16 protein-coding genes and 2 tRNA genes are annotated in these 15056 nt (G+C 62.6%); 8 read left to right on the plus strand and 10 right to left on the minus strand.

What is annotated here, in order from left to right:
* Positions 1-166 precede the first annotated feature (166 nt).
* The 3 genes from OEG79_RS15020 to OEG79_RS15030 form a co-directional block, all read right to left on the minus strand.
* Positions 167-883, minus strand: a complete 717-nt coding sequence (locus OEG79_RS15020) for an FKBP-type peptidyl-prolyl cis-trans isomerase (protein WP_264145780.1) — start codon at positions 881-883, stop codon at positions 167-169.
* A 188-nt stretch (positions 884-1071) separates the two neighbouring features.
* Positions 1072-1148 (minus strand) — tRNA-Asp (locus OEG79_RS15025).
* 15 nt (positions 1149-1163) lie between these two features.
* Positions 1164-1239, minus strand: a tRNA-Val gene (locus tag OEG79_RS15030).
* Between the two features lie 309 nt (positions 1240-1548).
* On the opposite strand from OEG79_RS15030, the gene rdgC reads away from it, so the two are divergent.
* On the plus strand, positions 1549-2469 hold the full coding sequence (gene rdgC / locus OEG79_RS15035; protein ID WP_264145781.1) for a recombination-associated protein RdgC: 921 nt from the start codon (positions 1549-1551) through the stop codon (positions 2467-2469).
* A 77-nt stretch (positions 2470-2546) separates the two neighbouring features.
* Here the strand turns inward: rdgC and edd are convergent, their stop codons facing one another.
* Entirely contained in the window at positions 2547-4370 is a 1824-nt protein-coding gene (edd, locus tag OEG79_RS15040) for a phosphogluconate dehydratase (RefSeq protein WP_264145782.1), read from the minus strand.
* 132 nt (positions 4371-4502) lie between these two features.
* On the opposite strand from edd, the gene gap reads away from it, so the two are divergent.
* Both gap and OEG79_RS15050 read left to right on the plus strand, forming a co-directional pair.
* Positions 4503-5504 (plus strand): type I glyceraldehyde-3-phosphate dehydrogenase, encoded by a 1002-nt coding sequence (gene gap, locus OEG79_RS15045; protein WP_264145783.1) that lies wholly within the window; start codon positions 4503-4505, stop codon positions 5502-5504.
* 12 nt (positions 5505-5516) lie between these two features.
* On the plus strand, positions 5517-5981 hold the full coding sequence (locus tag OEG79_RS15050) for a methylglyoxal synthase (protein ID WP_264145784.1): 465 nt from the start codon (positions 5517-5519) through the stop codon (positions 5979-5981).
* Here the strand turns inward: OEG79_RS15050 and arfB are convergent.
* On the minus strand, positions 5978-6391 hold the full coding sequence (arfB, locus tag OEG79_RS15055; RefSeq protein WP_264145785.1) for an alternative ribosome rescue aminoacyl-tRNA hydrolase ArfB: 414 nt from the start codon (positions 6389-6391) through the stop codon (positions 5978-5980). The two genes, OEG79_RS15050 and arfB, sit on opposite strands and share 4 nt — an antisense overlap.
* Positions 6392-6522: 131 nt before the next feature.
* Here arfB and OEG79_RS15060 point away from each other — a divergent pair, with 131 nt between their 5' ends.
* Entirely contained in the window at positions 6523-7587 is a 1065-nt protein-coding gene (locus OEG79_RS15060) for a metal-dependent hydrolase (protein ID WP_264145786.1), read from the plus strand.
* 133 nt (positions 7588-7720) lie between these two features.
* Here the strand turns inward: OEG79_RS15060 and OEG79_RS15065 are convergent, their stop codons facing one another.
* Positions 7721-9064: a DEAD/DEAH box helicase gene (locus OEG79_RS15065; protein ID WP_264148730.1), complete on the minus strand. Its 1344-nt coding sequence runs from the start codon at positions 9062-9064 to the stop codon at positions 7721-7723.
* 167 nt (positions 9065-9231) lie between these two features.
* Between OEG79_RS15065 and OEG79_RS15070 the strand changes: the two genes are divergently transcribed.
* Complete coding sequence (locus tag OEG79_RS15070; RefSeq protein ID WP_264145787.1) at positions 9232-9639, plus strand: RcnB family protein; 408 nt, start codon at positions 9232-9234, stop codon at positions 9637-9639.
* A gap of 82 nt (positions 9640-9721) precedes the next feature.
* Positions 9722-10300, plus strand: a complete 579-nt coding sequence (locus OEG79_RS15075; RefSeq protein ID WP_264145788.1) for a dihydrofolate reductase family protein — start codon at positions 9722-9724, stop codon at positions 10298-10300.
* On the opposite strand, the gene rarD is transcribed toward OEG79_RS15075, so the two are convergent.
* The 4 genes from rarD to OEG79_RS15095 form a co-directional block, all read right to left on the minus strand.
* Positions 10287-11189 (minus strand): EamA family transporter RarD, encoded by a 903-nt coding sequence (gene rarD, locus OEG79_RS15080; protein ID WP_264145789.1) that lies wholly within the window; start codon positions 11187-11189, stop codon positions 10287-10289. The genes OEG79_RS15075 and rarD overlap by 14 nt on opposite strands.
* Positions 11189-12055 carry a carboxylate/amino acid/amine transporter gene (locus OEG79_RS15085; protein ID WP_264145790.1) on the minus strand — a complete coding sequence of 289 codons (867 nt, stop codon included), beginning with the start codon at positions 12053-12055 and terminating at the stop codon, positions 11189-11191. The genes rarD and OEG79_RS15085 overlap by 1 nt, the downstream gene beginning before the upstream one ends.
* 156 nt (positions 12056-12211) lie before the next feature.
* The gene (locus OEG79_RS15090; RefSeq protein ID WP_264145791.1) at positions 12212-12811 is read right to left on the minus strand and encodes an FMN-dependent NADH-azoreductase; all 600 of its coding nucleotides are present in this window, start codon (positions 12809-12811) and stop codon (positions 12212-12214) included.
* A 135-nt stretch (positions 12812-12946) separates the two neighbouring features.
* On the minus strand, positions 12947-13261 hold the full coding sequence (locus OEG79_RS15095; RefSeq protein ID WP_264145792.1) for a 3-phosphoglycerate kinase: 315 nt from the start codon (positions 13259-13261) through the stop codon (positions 12947-12949).
* 58 nt (positions 13262-13319) lie between these two features.
* Here OEG79_RS15095 and OEG79_RS15100 point away from each other — a divergent pair, with 58 nt between their 5' ends.
* Together OEG79_RS15100 and OEG79_RS15105 are read left to right on the plus strand one after the other, a co-directional pair.
* Positions 13320-14246, plus strand: a complete 927-nt coding sequence (locus OEG79_RS15100) for a LysR family transcriptional regulator (RefSeq protein WP_264145793.1) — start codon at positions 13320-13322, stop codon at positions 14244-14246.
* 10 nt (positions 14247-14256) lie between these two features.
* Entirely contained in the window at positions 14257-15054 is a 798-nt protein-coding gene (locus OEG79_RS15105; protein ID WP_264145794.1) for an alpha/beta fold hydrolase, read from the plus strand.
* The last annotated feature ends 2 nt before the right edge of the window (positions 15055-15056 follow it).

Here is a 15056-nt window from a genome sequence, read left to right on the forward strand (position 1 = left end):
TAAGTTGCTGATTGACATGGAAGCTGCTCAGCTGTAACGCGAGGGTGTCGGGAGTGTTTCTCGAAATGTGCATAAGCGTAACACCGCGCTCCCCGTGCAAGATCTTTCCCCCTTCAGAAACGACAACGCCCCGTCAAGACGGGGCGTTGCACGTACGTACCAAGTGTTACTCTTCGATCGGTTCGTCCGACTGCCCCTTGATACCGATCAGCTCCAGATCGAATACCAGTACCGAGTTGGCCGGAATCGCCGGCGACGGGCTCTGCTCGCCATAAGCCAGCTCGCTGGGGATGTACAGCTTGTATTTCTCGCCCACGTGCATCAGTTGCAGACCTTCGACCCAACCCGGGATCACGCCACCAACCGGCAGATCGATGGGGCTGCCGCGCGCGACGGAGCTGTCGAACACGCTGCCATCGGTCAGCTTGCCTTCGTAATGAACGGTAACGACGTCGCTTTCCTTCGGCTGCTCGCCGTCGGTCTTCTTGATCACTTCGTACTGCAGACCGGAATCGGTGGTAACGACACCTTCACGCTTGCCGTTCTCTTCGAGAAATTTCTTGCCGGCTTCTGCTGCTTCCTTGTTCAGTGCGGTCATGCGCTCTTCGGCACGGTTCTGCAGGAAGGAAAAGGCCTCGATCATGTCTTCATCCTTGATGCGCGGCTCCTTTTTCGCCAGCGCGTCTTCGATGCCCTGAGCGACGGCCTTGGAATCCAGATCGTCCATGCCCTCTTCGGACAGGCTGCGCCCCATGTTCAGGCCGATGCCGTAGGAGGCTTTCTGCGCCGGGCTCTTGAGTTCGACTTCGCTGGTTTGCGAATCGCAACCGGCAAGCACCAGGCCCACCAGGGCAACCGCCGCCGCCAAACGATGCTGTTTCATGCTTGTTCCTTGTAGATGCGCCCGAAGGCCGTCGTGTGAAAGCGCGAGCTTAGCAGTACGCTGCGATCACTGGCTACGGCATAGGAGCCACGCAGTGTGCATAAGTTCAAGCAGGCAAAGGATTTTTCGAAGATTTCGGCGAATGCCGAAGCATTGTCACAGGAGAGGGGATGAAGCGAGGAGAAGAATGGCGCAGCGGACGGGACTCGAACCCGCGACCCCCGGCGTGACAGGCCGGTATTCTAACCGACTGAACTACCGCTGCGCGTAACTGCGAGATTGGTGGGTGGTGACGGGATCGAACCGCCGACCCTCTGCTTGTAAGGCAGATGCTCTCCCGGCTGAGCTAACCACCCCATTCACTCTCGAAGTGGGGCGCATTCTAGAGAGCGATTCAGACCTTGGCAAGCCCTCTTCAGAAAAAAATTCATCGCCGCAGCAAGAACTTAGGCGACACCAGCGAATTTCCTCAACGGTTCGTTGTCAGGGTTGGCGCTGAGCACGCCAGCAGAGAATAATGCGCGCTCTGTGCCGGCGGATCGATCAGCCTGCTGCCGATCGCCCGCCACGTTCACCCGTCGCAGCGCGCCGGCTTTCCACATGCAGGAAGGCCATCGATGGCGCCACCCAGCGACCCTACATCATCAATGGAGAATCACCCGCTCATGTGGTTTCGTAACCTGCTGGTCTACCGCCTCACCCAGGACATCCCTTTCGACGCCGAGGCACTGGAAACCGCACTGGCCAGCAAACCGGCCCGCTCCTGCGCCAGCCAGGAACTGACCACCTATGGTTTCACCGCCCCCTTCGGCAAGGGCGCCGATGCACCACTGGTACATGTCAGTGGCGACTTCCTGCTGATCGGCACGCGCAAGGAAGAACGCATCCTGCCGGGGTCGGTGGTGCGCGATGCGCTGAAGGAAAAGGTCGACGAGATCGAAAACACCCAGATGCGCAAGGTGTACAAGAAAGAACGCGACCAGATCAAAGACGAGATCGTCCAGGCTTTCCTGCCACGCGCCTTCATCCGCAAATCCGGCACCTTCGCCGCCATCGCACCGAAGCAGGGCCTGATCCTCGTCGACAGCGCCAGCGCGAAGAAGGCCGAGGACCTGCTTTCCACCCTGCGCGAGGCCATCGGCTCGCTGCCGGTACGCCCGCTGTCGGTGAAGATCGCGCCGACCGCCACCCTCACCGACTGGCTGAAGAACCAGAGGGCTGCCGAAGGCTTTTTCGTGCTCGATGAATGCGAACTGCGTGATACCCACGAGGACGGCGGTGTGGTGCGTTGCAAGCGCCAGGACCTGACCAGCGAGGAAATCCAGCTGCATCTGTCCACCGGCAAGCAGGTCACCCAGCTGTCACTGGCCTGGCAGGACAAGCTGTCGTTCGTACTCGACGACAAGCTGACCATCAAGCGCCTGCGCTTTGAAGACGTGCTGCAGGAGCAGGCCGAACAGGACGGTGGTGACGATGCCCTGGCTCAGCAGGACGCCAGCTTCGTCCTGATGATGATGACCCTGGTGGAATTCCTGCCGGAGCTGTTCACCGCACTGGGCGGCGAAGAGATTCCGCAAGGTATCTGATCACCCTTACGGGCTACGCACCGATACGGCAGCGTAGCCCGGAGCAGCCCGGACCATCGTTCCGGGCCGCCAAAGCCTCAGACCAGCGATTCGAGGCTCTCGGTAAAGGCACTGGCGCCCTGCTCCGCCGTGCTGAAGTTGTGGCGCATGAAGGCGAACAGCTCGCGTCCGCAGCCCATGGCCGGAGCCGGCCTGGACGCAGGCTCACGCTTGGCGAATTCGGCCTCGTCGACCTGCAGCACCAGCTGTCCGCTTTTACCATCGACACGAATAAGGTCGCCATCGCGCACCCGCGCCAGCGGCCCGCCATCGAAAGCCTCCGGACAGACATGAATGGCCGCCGGGATCTTGCCCGAAGCACCGGACATGCGCCCATCAGTGACCAGCGCCACCTTGAAACCGCGATCCTGCAGCACGCCCAGATAGGGCGTCATCTTGTGCAGCTCGGGCATGCCGTTGCTACGCGGGCCCTGGAAGCGCACCACGGCAACGAAATCACGCTCCAGCTTGCCGGCCTTGAACGCCTCGACCAGCTCCAGCTGGTCCTCGAATACCAGCGCCGGCGCCTCAACAACCTGGTGCTCGGGCGCCACCGCCGACACCTTCATCACCCCACGGCCGAGGTTGCCCTGCATCAGACGCAAGCCGCCCTCGGCCGAGAACGGCCGCACCACCGGGCGCAGCACGCTTTGCTCGAGGCTCTCGGTCGGCCCGTCGCGCCAGACCAGCTTGCCATCCTCGAGGAATGGCTCACGGGTATAACGCGACAAGCCGCGTCCTGCCACGGTATTGACGTCCTCATGCAATAGCCCGGCTTCCAGCAGTTGGCGGATCAGGAAGGCCATGCCACCAGCGGCCTGGAAGTGGTTGATGTCCGCCTTGCCGTTGGGATAGACGTGGGCCAGGGTCGGCACCACTTCGGACAGATCGGCCATGTCCTGCCAGGTCAGCAGGATGCCGGCGGCGCGGGCAATGGCGGGCATGTGCAGGGTGTGATTGGTGGAGCCACCGGTGGCGTGCAAAGCAACGATGGAGTTGACCAGGCAGCGCTCGTCGACGATCTCGCCGACAGGCATGAAATTTCCGCTCTGCTTGGTCAGGCGGGTGACCTGTTGCGCTGCCTCGCGGGTCAGGGCCTCACGCAGCGGCGTGCCCGGATTGATGAAGGAAGCGCCCGGCAGATGCAGGCCCATCACCTCCATCAGCAACTGGTTGGTGTTGGCGGTGCCGTAGAAGGTGCAGGTGCCCGGCCCATGGTAAGCGGCCATCTCGGCAGCCAGCAGTTCGTCGCGGGTTGCCTTGCCTTCGGCGTAGCGCTGACGCACATCGGCTTTTTCCTTGTTGGACAGGCCCGAGGTCATAGGCCCCGCGGGCACGAACAGCGCCGGCAGATGACCGAAACGCAGTGCCCCCATCACCAGGCCCGGCACGATCTTGTCGCACACACCCAGGTACAGCGCTGCGTCGAACATGTTGTGCGACAGCGCCACAGCCGTGGACATGGCGATCACCTCGCGACTGGCGATACCCAGTTCCATACCCGGCTCGCCCTGGGTAACGCCATCGCACATGGCCGGCACACCACCGGCGAACTGCCCGACCGAACCGAGTTCGCGCAGGGCCTGCTTGATCTGCTCGGGAAATGCCTCGTAGGGTTGATGCGCCGACAACATGTCGTTGTAAGCAGAAACGATGGCCACATTGGCCGCATCCATCAGGCGCAGAGCCTGCTTGTCATGACCGCTGCATCCGGCCACGCCGTGCGCGAAATTCGCGCATTGCAGCTTGCCCCGCTGCGGGCCTTCACTGGCCGCCGCACGGATCATCTCAAGGTAGCGCTGGCGCGTGGCGCGGCTGCGTTCGACAAGACGTTCGGTCACTTCGACAACGCGGGGATGCATGAGATATCTCCAGGCTAGCTGTTAGCTTATGTTCGTATTTACAACAAAAAATATTGCCACCTCAGACGCTTGATTTCCATAGCAATGGGAATAATCTTGTAATTACAACAACAAATTTACGAGAGCCTCACCATGACACTACGAATCGCCATCAACGGTTTCGGCCGCATCGGCCGCAACGTGCTACGCGCACTCTATACCCAGAATTATCGCCAGCACCTGCAGGTTGTGGCGATCAACGACCTGGGCGACAGCGCGATCAATGCCCACCTTCTGCAATATGACAGCGTCCACGGCCATTTCCCCGAAGAAGTGATAGTCGATGGCGAGAACCTGTGGATCAAGGGTGACCGCATTGCCGTCAGCGCCATTCGCAACCCGGCGGAACTGCCGTGGAAAACCCATCAGGTGGATGTGGTGCTGGAATGTACCGGGCTGTTCACCGACCGCGAAAAGGCTGCCGCGCATCTCGCCGCAGGTGCGCGCAAGGTGCTGATCTCCGCCCCGGCCAAGAGGGCTGACGCCACGGTGGTGTATGGCGTCAACGAGCAGGTGCTGACTGCAGACATGCAAATCATCTCCAACGCCTCCTGCACCACCAACTGCCTGGCGCCGGTCGCGCAGGTGCTGCAGCGCGAGCTGGGCATCGAGCAGGGGCTGATGACCACCATCCATGCCTATACCAACGACCAGAACCTGTCCGACGTCTACCACAGCGACCTGTACCGCGCCCGCTCGGCAACCCAGTCGATGATCCCGACCAAAACCGGCGCCGCCGAGGCCGTCGGCCTGGTGCTGCCGGAACTGGCCGGCAAGCTCACCGGCATGGCCGTGCGGGTACCGGTGATCAATGTGTCACTGGTCGACCTTACCGTGCAGGTCAGGCGCGAAACCGATGCAGAGGAAGTCAACGCACTGCTCAAAACAGCCAGCGAGCAATCCCCGGTTCTCGGTTACAACGCGCTGCCGCTGGTGTCCTGCGACTTCAACCACAACCCGCTGTCGTCGATCTTCGACGCCAACCACACCAAGGTCAGCGGCAGGCTGCTCAAGGTCATGGCCTGGTATGACAACGAATGGGGCTTCTCCAACCGCATGCTGGACAACTGCCTGGTGCTGGCCCGCTTGAACTGAACAGGAGGCTCGATGAGCCGTATCGCCTTTACCCGCGCCCAACTGCCGGCGCGCAAGCGCATCGCCCTGGTGGCGCACGATCACTGCAAGGGCTTTCTGCTGGACTGGTGCGAACGTCAGCGCGAGCGGCTGGCCAACCATCAACTGCTGGCCACAGGCACTACCGGCCTGCTTCTGAGCAAACGCCTGGATCTGCCAGTGGAGAGCATGATCAGCGGCCCGCTGGGCGGCGACCAGCAGATCGGCGCACGCATCGCCGAGCAGCGCGTGGACATGCTGGTGTTCTTCTGGGACCCGTTCGAGCCGCAGCCACACGACCCGGACATCAAGGCCCTGCTGCGCGTAGCTGCGGTATGGAACATCCCGGTGGCCTGCAACGAAAGCAGCGCCGACTACCTGCTCAGCAGCAGCCTGCTGGAGCAACAGCACGAGTACCGCATCCCCGACTACCCCGCCTATCTGGCGGCGCGCGGCTAGAAATCCACCTTGCCCCGCCCCGCCTTGATCGCCCCGCGCTTGCTCTTGCCGTCCAGGCGACGCTTTTTCGAGCCCAGGGTCGGCTTGGTCGGGCGGCGCTTCTTTTCCACCTTGCCAGCCGCGCGGATCAGTTCGGCCAGACGCTCGAGGGCGTCGGCGCGGTTCTGCTCCTGGGTGCGGTACTGCTGCGCCTTGATCACCACCACACCGTCAGCAGTGATGCGACTGTCGGCAAACGCCAGCAAACGCTCCTTGTAGAACGGCGGCAAGGACGAGGCCTGACTGTCGAAACGCAGATGCACGGCGCTGGAGACCTTGTTGACGTTCTGCCCGCCAGCGCCCTGGGCGCGGATGGCGGTCAGTTCGATTTCATCATCCGGAAGGTGGACGCTGTTGGAGACGATCAGCATGGAGATTGTTTCTTGGCAGTGTTGAACATCAGGATACCCGTCACAGTTGTAATCTTTGCTTGAAATTTCCCCGCCGCATTCGCCGGACGCCTCGGCTAACGTAGCGACCTGTTTTTATCCGGAAGCATGCGATGGACTCGATAACCCAGGCGGTACTCGGCGCCAGCATCCAAGGCGCCTTGCTCGGCCGCTGGCAGGGACGCAAGGCTCTGCTCTACGGCGCCATGCTTGCCACCGTGCCCGATCTGGACGTGGTCATGGACTACGGCGACGCCGTGGCCAACATGACCTACCATCGCGGCTTCAGCCATTCACTGTTCGTCCTCAGCGGCCTGGCCCTGCTGCTGACCTGGCTGGCCAGGCGCTTTCGCCCTCACCCCGGCTACTCGGCCAACCGTCTGCTGCTGACGTTATGGCTGGTGCTGATCACCCATCCCCTGCTGGACGCCTTCACCAGCTACGGCACCCAGCTGTTCTGGCCGCTGATGCCGACACCCGCCGCCTGGTCCAGCCTGTTCATCATCGACCCGCTATACACCGTGCCACTGATCGCCGCCGTTGTGATCAGCCTGTTCAACGGGCTGCGCGAGCAGAGCTGGCGCATACCGGCCGTGGCACTGACGGTATCGACGCTGTATATCGGCTTCAGCCTGGCCGGCAAGTTCATGGCCGAGCAGCGCGTGGAGCGCGAGCTGGCGCGCCAGGGCATCCAGGCCGAGCAACTGTTCGTCACCCCGACGCCCTTCAATACGCTGCTGTGGCGGGTCATAGTGCTGGACGGCGAGGACTATCACGAAGCCCTGACCGGCTGGCTGGACGACGAACCGCCGCAACTGCAGCGCCTGTCACGCGGTACGCATCTGCGCGGATTGCTGGCGGACTCGCCCATGCACCAGCGCCTCGAGTGGTTCACTGACGGCGTGCTGCGCTACGACCAGGTCGATGATCGCCTGATCGTCACCGACCTGCGTCTGGGCATGACCGGTTTTCATCCCTTCCGCTTCGACTTCGCCCAGTTGCAGAACGGCCAATGGCAGGTGCACCAGCGCATCGATCGTCTGCCTTTCGAGCGCGGTGAAGTCGAGCACCTGGCGCTACTGTTCAAGCGTATCGGGCAGCCCGGGCTGGAGGTTCCGTTGCTGGCCTGGGCCAGCGAGTTGCAGAAACCGCTTCTGACGGAGTCCCGCTCGCAATGAAAGATTGCTGCAGCCCGTATGCAGGCCTGTGGCGGCAAAAGACCGGGGTCGTTGCCGGAGTGGAGTGAACCTGCAGGAGGGCTTCAGCCGCGAATCGCCGCCAAAGCGCCTCCTGCAGTACTACGGTTGTCTGTTATTCCGCTGCAGGCTTCTTGCGCTTGAGCGGCGCACTGCCGTCGGCACTGACCAGCGCAGAGGGCTTTCCAGCCGGACGCGGGCCACTCTTGCGCTTTGCTGCAGCTTTCTTCGGGTCCTTCTTCTCGACCTTTTTCTTCTTGCTGCCAGCAGCCTTGCCGGAGGCCTTGAGGTTTTTCGGGCCCTGGTAGGCGCCCTTGAGTTCCTTGACGGTGCGACGCTCGAAACGCTGCTTGAGGTAGCGTTCGATACTCGACATAAGGTTCCAGTCGGTATGGCAGATCAGCGACACCGCCAGACCTTCAGCACCGGCGCGACCGGTACGCCCGATGCGATGCACGTATTCGTCGCCGGAGCGCGGCATGTCAAAGTTGATCACCAGATCCAGACCCTCGACATCCAGGCCACGCGCGGCCACATCGGTGGCGACCAGTACACGAACCGCACCTTGGCGCAGGCGCTCGATGGCCAGCTTGCGATCCTTCTGGTCCTTCTCGCCATGCAACACGAACGCCTTCACCCCGGCGGCGACCTGCTTGCCGTAGAGGCGGTCGGCCTGCACACGGGTATTGGTGAAGACGATGGCCTTGTCATAGGTCTCGTTGGCCAGCAGCCAGTCGACCAGCTGCTCCTTGTGGTGATTGTGGTCGGCGGTGATGATCTGCTGACGGGTACCTTCATTCAGCTGGCTGACGCTGTTGAGCATCAGGTGCTGCGGATCCCTGAGCACCTTGGCGACCATCTCGCGCAGACCGTTGCCGCCGGTGGTGGCGGAGAACAGCAGGGTCTGGTGCGGCCCGCAGGCTTCGGCCAAACGCTGGGCGTCTTCGGCAAACCCCATGTCGAGCATGCGGTCGGCCTCGTCGAACACCAGCACCTCGACCTCATCCAGAGGCAGGTTGCCGGCATTGGCATGTTCGATCAGGCGCCCAGGCGTACCGATGAGGATGTCGATCTTGCGCATCAGTGCCGCCTGCACCTTGAAGTCTTCGCCACCGGTTACCAACCCCGCCTTGAGGAAAGTGAACTGGGCGAAACGCTCGACTTCCTTGAGCGTCTGCTGCGCCAGCTCGCGGGTCGGCAGCAGGATCAGCGCGCGAATGCTCAGGCGCTGCCTGGAGTTGCCATCACCAAGCAGGCGATTGAGCAACGGCAGGACGAACGCGGCGGTCTTGCCGCTGCCGGTCTGGGCGATCACACGCAGGTCCTTGCCCTCCAGCGCAGGCGGAATCGCTGCCAACTGCACGGGCGTCGGCTCGACGAAGTTAAGCTCGGTCACGGCTTTGAGCAGGCGTTCATGCAGGGCGAATTGGGCAAACACGGGGGCACTACCTCGAAAGATCGACAAAACGGTGCATAGCCTAACGGTTTCCGGCGTCGGGGCCGAGTTTCTTTATTTCCTGGCGCCGACAGACGGCCGCCAGTTGACGCCTTCCGGTAGAGGCGACCAGGAACCGGAACGGCTCGTATGATATCCAACAGACATTACCGACCGAGGAGTACCGAGCCATGCTCAGCAAATCCCAGACTACCCTCAGCATTGGCCTGTGCGTCCTGCTGGCCGCCTCACCGGCGCTGGCCAATCCACCGCCCGGCAAAGGCCAACCGGGCCACCACGATGGCGGCGTGCAGATCGACCTGCGCGGCCCGACCGTGGATATCGGCAAGGTACGCGTCATCCTCGGCGAGAATCGGCAACTGATCGGTCCCGCCTCCGCCCTGCCGCCGGGCATCGCCAAGAACCTGGCTCGCGGCAAACCGCTGCCTCCCGGCATCGCCAAGAACTTCGACAGCCGCCTGATATCTCGCCTGCCCTATTACGAGGGATACGAATGGAAGCAGATCGGCCGTGACGTCGTTCTGGTCGCCATCGCGACCGGAATCGTCCATGAAATTCTGCGCAACGTTCTGGACTGAGCGCCGACGAGTGGTACGAGGCACAACGAACTTGTTTCGCCCGAACCACTCCATATCTCAGGTGGACCGTCCGAGGTGCATGATGAATCCGTCCCTGATCTACCACGTCACCTCCAGTCTCGATGGCTACATCGCTCGCCCCGATGGTCGTCTCGACTGGTTCGATTCGCTGCGCCAGGCCGACGAGGAGTACAACTTCCAGTACTTCTACTCCGGCATCGACGCACTGCTGATGGGCCGTGTCACCTACGAAGCGTTGCTCCAGCGTGGTGGTCCCTGGCCCTATCCCGGCAAGCCCTGCGTAGTGCTGACTCGCCTGGCTCTGCCTCGCGCCAGCGATGAGGTTCAGCTCACTCACTGCACGCCTGCCCAGGCCGTCGCGGCCTTGAACGAAGCCGGTTTCCAGCGTATCTGGCTGGTCGGCGGCAGCCTGCTCGCCGGCAACTGCTACACCGCCGGACTGATCGACGAAGTGGTGATTAATCTGGTGCCACACCTGCTCGGCGCCGGAATTCCACTATTGGCCACCGGCATGGAGCGCAGCCTGACGCTGAGCCAGCAGCGCCGTTTCGACAGCGGCACGATGCAGTTGCATTACCAGGTTCAGAAGCAGAGCAATGCTGTAATGCAGATCCCCAGCCCGCGCATCAGCGCGGCCTGAGGTTCTCACGCTGCTTGCGCAGCAGCCGTGCGCTATCCCAACCGACCAGCAACACTGCCGCCCAGATCGGCAGGTAGGTTAGCCATTGCCCGGCATCGAAACGTTCGCCCAGCACCAGCAATGCCACGCCGAACAGCAGCACCGGCTCGACATAGCTGAGTATGCCGAACAGCCCCAGCGGCAGCAGCCGGCTCGACGCCATGTAAGCGGCAAACGCCAGGGTACCTATCAGGGCCATTACCGGCACCAGCAGCCACAGTTGCGGGCGATCGGCAAATGCACCATCGGGGCCAAACGTGACTATCAGCCAGATCGCCAAGGGCGCCAGCATCAGCATTTCCACAACGAAGCCGGACAATGCATCCAGGCGCATCCAGCGACGCAGCATGAAATAGGGCGGATAGCCCAGCGCGGTGACCACCGTCAGCCAGGAAAACGCCTGTGTGCGCCAGAGTTCATGCAGCACGCCAAGCATGGCGCACGCCACCGCCAGTTGCTGCAAAGGGCGCAGGCGCTCGCCATAGAACAGGCGTCCGGTCAGCACCATGGCCAGTGGCAGCAGAAAGTACCCCATCGACACTTCCAGCATGTGCCCGGCCAGCGGTGCCCAGAGAAACAGCCCCCACTGCACGCCGATCAGCGCCGCTGCCAAGGGACAGGCGGCCAGCAAAAGCGGCTCGCGACGCAGGCGCGCGAAGGTTTCGCGCAGCGAGGCGGTCTGCCGCGCCAAGACGACCAGCAGCAGGACCAGCGGAATCGACCAGAGCACGCGCTGCGCGAACACCTGCACGCCGTCGAGCGGGGTCAGCCACTGCACATAGCCGGGCAACACGGCAAACAGCATCGAGGCGCCAACAGATAGCGCCACACCACGTCCGGACAGATGCATCAGCGCACCTCGACAGGCGTGTGGCGCACCAGTCTGAGCAATGGCAGCGAAGCGGCTATCACCGCCCCGCCCAGAGCCAGCCGCAGCAGATCGGCATCGTGATTCCAGATCAGCAGATTGACCAGCAAACCGGCAGGCACCAGCGCGTTGTTCATCACCGCCAGCGTACCGCCCTCGACCATGCTGGCGCCCTTGTTCCACCAGTACAGCCCCAGACCAGACGCCACCACGCCGAGCCAGACCAGCACGCCCCATTGCAGCGCGGAGCTCGGCAGGCGCTCACCATTGCCCAACAGCAGAAAGGCCGGCAGCGCGATCAGCAGCGCGCCCACGTAGAAGAAACCGAAACGCCTGTACTGCGGCTCACTCGAGGGATGCTTGAGCAGCAGGTGCTTGTAAAGCACCTGGCCGGCAGCGAAAGTGAAGTTGGCCACCTGCAACAGCAAGAAGCCCAGCATGAAGCCACTGCTGATGCCGTCATAACGGATGATTCCGGCGCCCAGCACCGCCACCAGCGCAGCCGCCAGGGCCCAGGGGTTGAATCTGCGGTTCAGCGCGTCCTCGATCAGCGTCACATGCAGCGGCGTGAGGATGGTGAACAGCAATACCTCCGGCACCGTCAGCACCGAGAAGCTCAGGTACAGACAGACGTAGGTGACGCCGAACTGCAGCGCGCCGATCAGCAGCATGCCGCGCACGAAAGCCGGAGCGTGACCACGCCAGCGGGTCAGCGGCACGAACAGCAGACCGGCGATGACGATACGCGTCAGCACCGCAAAATAGCTGTCGACCCGACCAGCCAGGTATTCACCGATCAGGCTGAAGGAAAAGGCCCACAGCAGCGTCACTATCAGCAGATATCGCACAGCCACCTCCGAAGGAAGGCGGCGACCTTAGCGCGTTCCCCCGCGGCGGACAATCCGTGCTGCAGAGACAGCCGTTCGAGCCAATAAAAAAGCCGACCACCTCAAGCGAAGCGACCGGCATAGTGCGCCCGCTAGCGGGCACCCAGGAGAGTCGGATCAGGCCACTTCAGCGAGCCTGGCCTTGGCCTGGGCCAGACCTTTTTCGCTGAATTCGGCGCCCATGTTCAGGCCTTCGGCGTGGATGAACTGGACGTCATGGATACCGATGAAGGCCAGCGCCTGGCGCAGGTAGGGTTCCTGATGGTCCAGGCCGCTACCGGCATAGATACCGCCACGAGCAGTCAGTACGAACGCGCGCTTGCCAGTCAGCAGGCCCTGCGGGCCGGTTTCGGTGTACTTGAACGTCACCCCGGCACGCAGCACGTGGTCCAGCCAGGCTTTCAGGGTGCTGGGGATGGCGAAGTTGTACATCGGCGCGGCCAGCACCAGCACATCGGCAGCCAACAGCTCGTCGGTCAGTTGATTGGAACGCGCCAGCGCGGCTTTCTCCGCCTCGCTCTGCTGCTCGCTCGGGGTCATCCAGCCACCCAGCAGCGTGGCATCGAGGTGCGGCACAGGTTCTGCCGCCAGGTCGCGGACCTGAATCTGGTCGCCGGAGTGCGCAGCCTGCCAGTTGGCGATGAACTGCTGAGTCAGTTCGCGGGAAACAGAACCTTGCTGGCGGGCGCTGCTTTCGATAACGAGAACACGGGACATGTCTGAGGCTCCATCGAGGTGGTTGAGAGTCGATGGAGCACAGAATAGAGATGCAAGATTCGATTAAAAAGCGTAAATATCCGCTTACATATATCGACTAAATTGATTTATCAGGGAGCCGCGTCTAGGCTTTCGTTACCTCAGGCCGCAGGTCAGGCTGATGCGCAGGCGAATCACGCTGCGGGTGAACTTGACCGTCATGTTGTTGCTCGCCCCCGGCGCCAGCACGGTGCGCCGGGTTCGCGGTGCCTCGGGGCCGTTGCGAAACACGGCACTGCATTCGGCCTCGCTCTGGCCATAGTTGTAGAGGCGCAGCGCAGCCATGTTGTGGTCGATTTCCTGGGTGGAGGCCGAAACCTCGGCGCCATTGAGCTGTTTTTCCACTTCGATGGGATAGGCATGGGCAGCCAGCGGCAGGAAGGCGAACAGCAGGCAGATTATTTTTTTCATAGATGCTCTCCAACATGAGAGTGCCAGTGTAACAGGCCGAATCAGGCAGGATGATGTGATGAAAGCTCCTCGCGTAACCCTGGATCAATGGCGCACGCTGCAAGCCGTGGTGGATCAGGGCGGTTTCGCCCAGGCAGCCGAAGTGTTGCACCGCTCGCAGTCCTCGGTCAGCTATACCGTGGCGCGCATGCAGGAACAGCTCGGTGTGCCGCTGCTGCGCATAGACGGGCGCAAGGCGGTGCTTACCGAAGCCGGCGATGTGCTGCTGCGCCGCTCGCGGCAACTGGTCAAGCAGGCCAGCCAGTTGGAGGACCTGGCCCACCACATGGAGCAGGGCTGGGAAGCCGAAGTGCGCCTGGTGGTGGACGCCGCCTACCCCACGGCCAATCTCGTCCGCTCCCTGACCGCCTTCATGCCGCAAAGCCGCGGCTGCCGCGTACGCCTGCGCGAGGAAGTGCTGTCCGGGGTCGAGGAGGTGCTGCTCGAAGGTACCGCCGATCTGGCCATCAGTGCGCTGAACATCACCGGTCACCTGGGCATCGAACTGAACGAAGTGGAGTTCGTCGCCGTCGCCAACCCGGAGCACCCGTTACACCGCCTGCAACGTGAGCTGAGCTTTCAGGATCTGGAAGGCCAGATGCAGGTGGTAACCCGCGACAGCGGTCGCCTGCAGCCACGTGATGCCGGCTGGCTGGGCGCCGAACAACGCTGGACGGTTGGCAGCCTGCCCACCGCGCGCACCTTCGTCAGCAGCGGCCTGGGCTTCGCCTGGCTACCGCGCCACCTGATCGCCAGGGAGCTGGAGGAAGGCCTGCTCAAACCATTGCCCCTGGCTCAGGGCGGTGTGCGCAAACCGCGGTTCTTCCTCTACAGCAACAAGGAGCGCGTCCTCGGCCCGGCGACGCAAATTCTCATCGAGCTGATCAAGAACTTCGACGCGGCCCCACTGGACGCTCCCTTCGCCGCGCCGCAGTCGGCCAACTGAGAATCCCGCCATGGCCTATTTCGACAATGATGGCTGTCAGCTGCACTACGAGGACTATGGCCACGGCGAGCCGCTGCTGCTGGTGCATGGTCTGGGCTCGAGCACGCGCGAATGGGAATACCAGATTCCGGTACTGGCGCAGCACTATCGGGTGATAGCCCTTGACGTACGCGGTCACGGTCGCTCGGACAAGCCGCGCGGCGCCTATCGCATCGCCGACTTCGCCGCGGACGTGGCCGCGCTGATCGAATACCTGCAACTGCCACCGGTGCACCTGGTGGGCATTTCCATGGGCGGCATGATCGGCTTTCAACTCGGCGTCGACCGCCCAGAGCTGCTACGCAGCCTGACCATCGTCAACAGCGGTCCGGAGGTCAGGGCCCGGAGCGCGCGCGACTGGCTGGAGATCGGCAAGCGCTGGACGCTGTCGCGCCTGCTCAGCCTGGAAACCATCGCCAAGACGCTGGCCAAGCTGCTGTTTCCGAGACCGGAGCAGGCCGAGCTGCGCCGCAAGGTCGAAGAGCGTTGGCCGCAGAACGACAAGCGCGCCTACCTGGCCAGCCTTGACGCCATCATCGGCTGGGGCGTGCGGGAACGCCTCGAACGCATCACCTGTCCTACTCTGGTGATCAGTGCCGACCGCGACTACACGCCAGTTGAACGCAAACGTGAATACGTGGCAGAAATGCCGGATGCGCGCCTGCTGGTAATCGAAAATTCGCGCCACGCCACACCACTGGATCAACCCGAACGCTTTAATAGCGCCCTGCTCGCCTTTCTCGGCGAAACTGCCAACAAGGAAAACTGACC

The sequence above is a fragment of the Pseudomonas sp. Z8(2022) genome (genome assembly GCF_025837155.1).
Lineage (GTDB): Bacteria > Pseudomonadota > Gammaproteobacteria > Pseudomonadales > Pseudomonadaceae > Aquipseudomonas.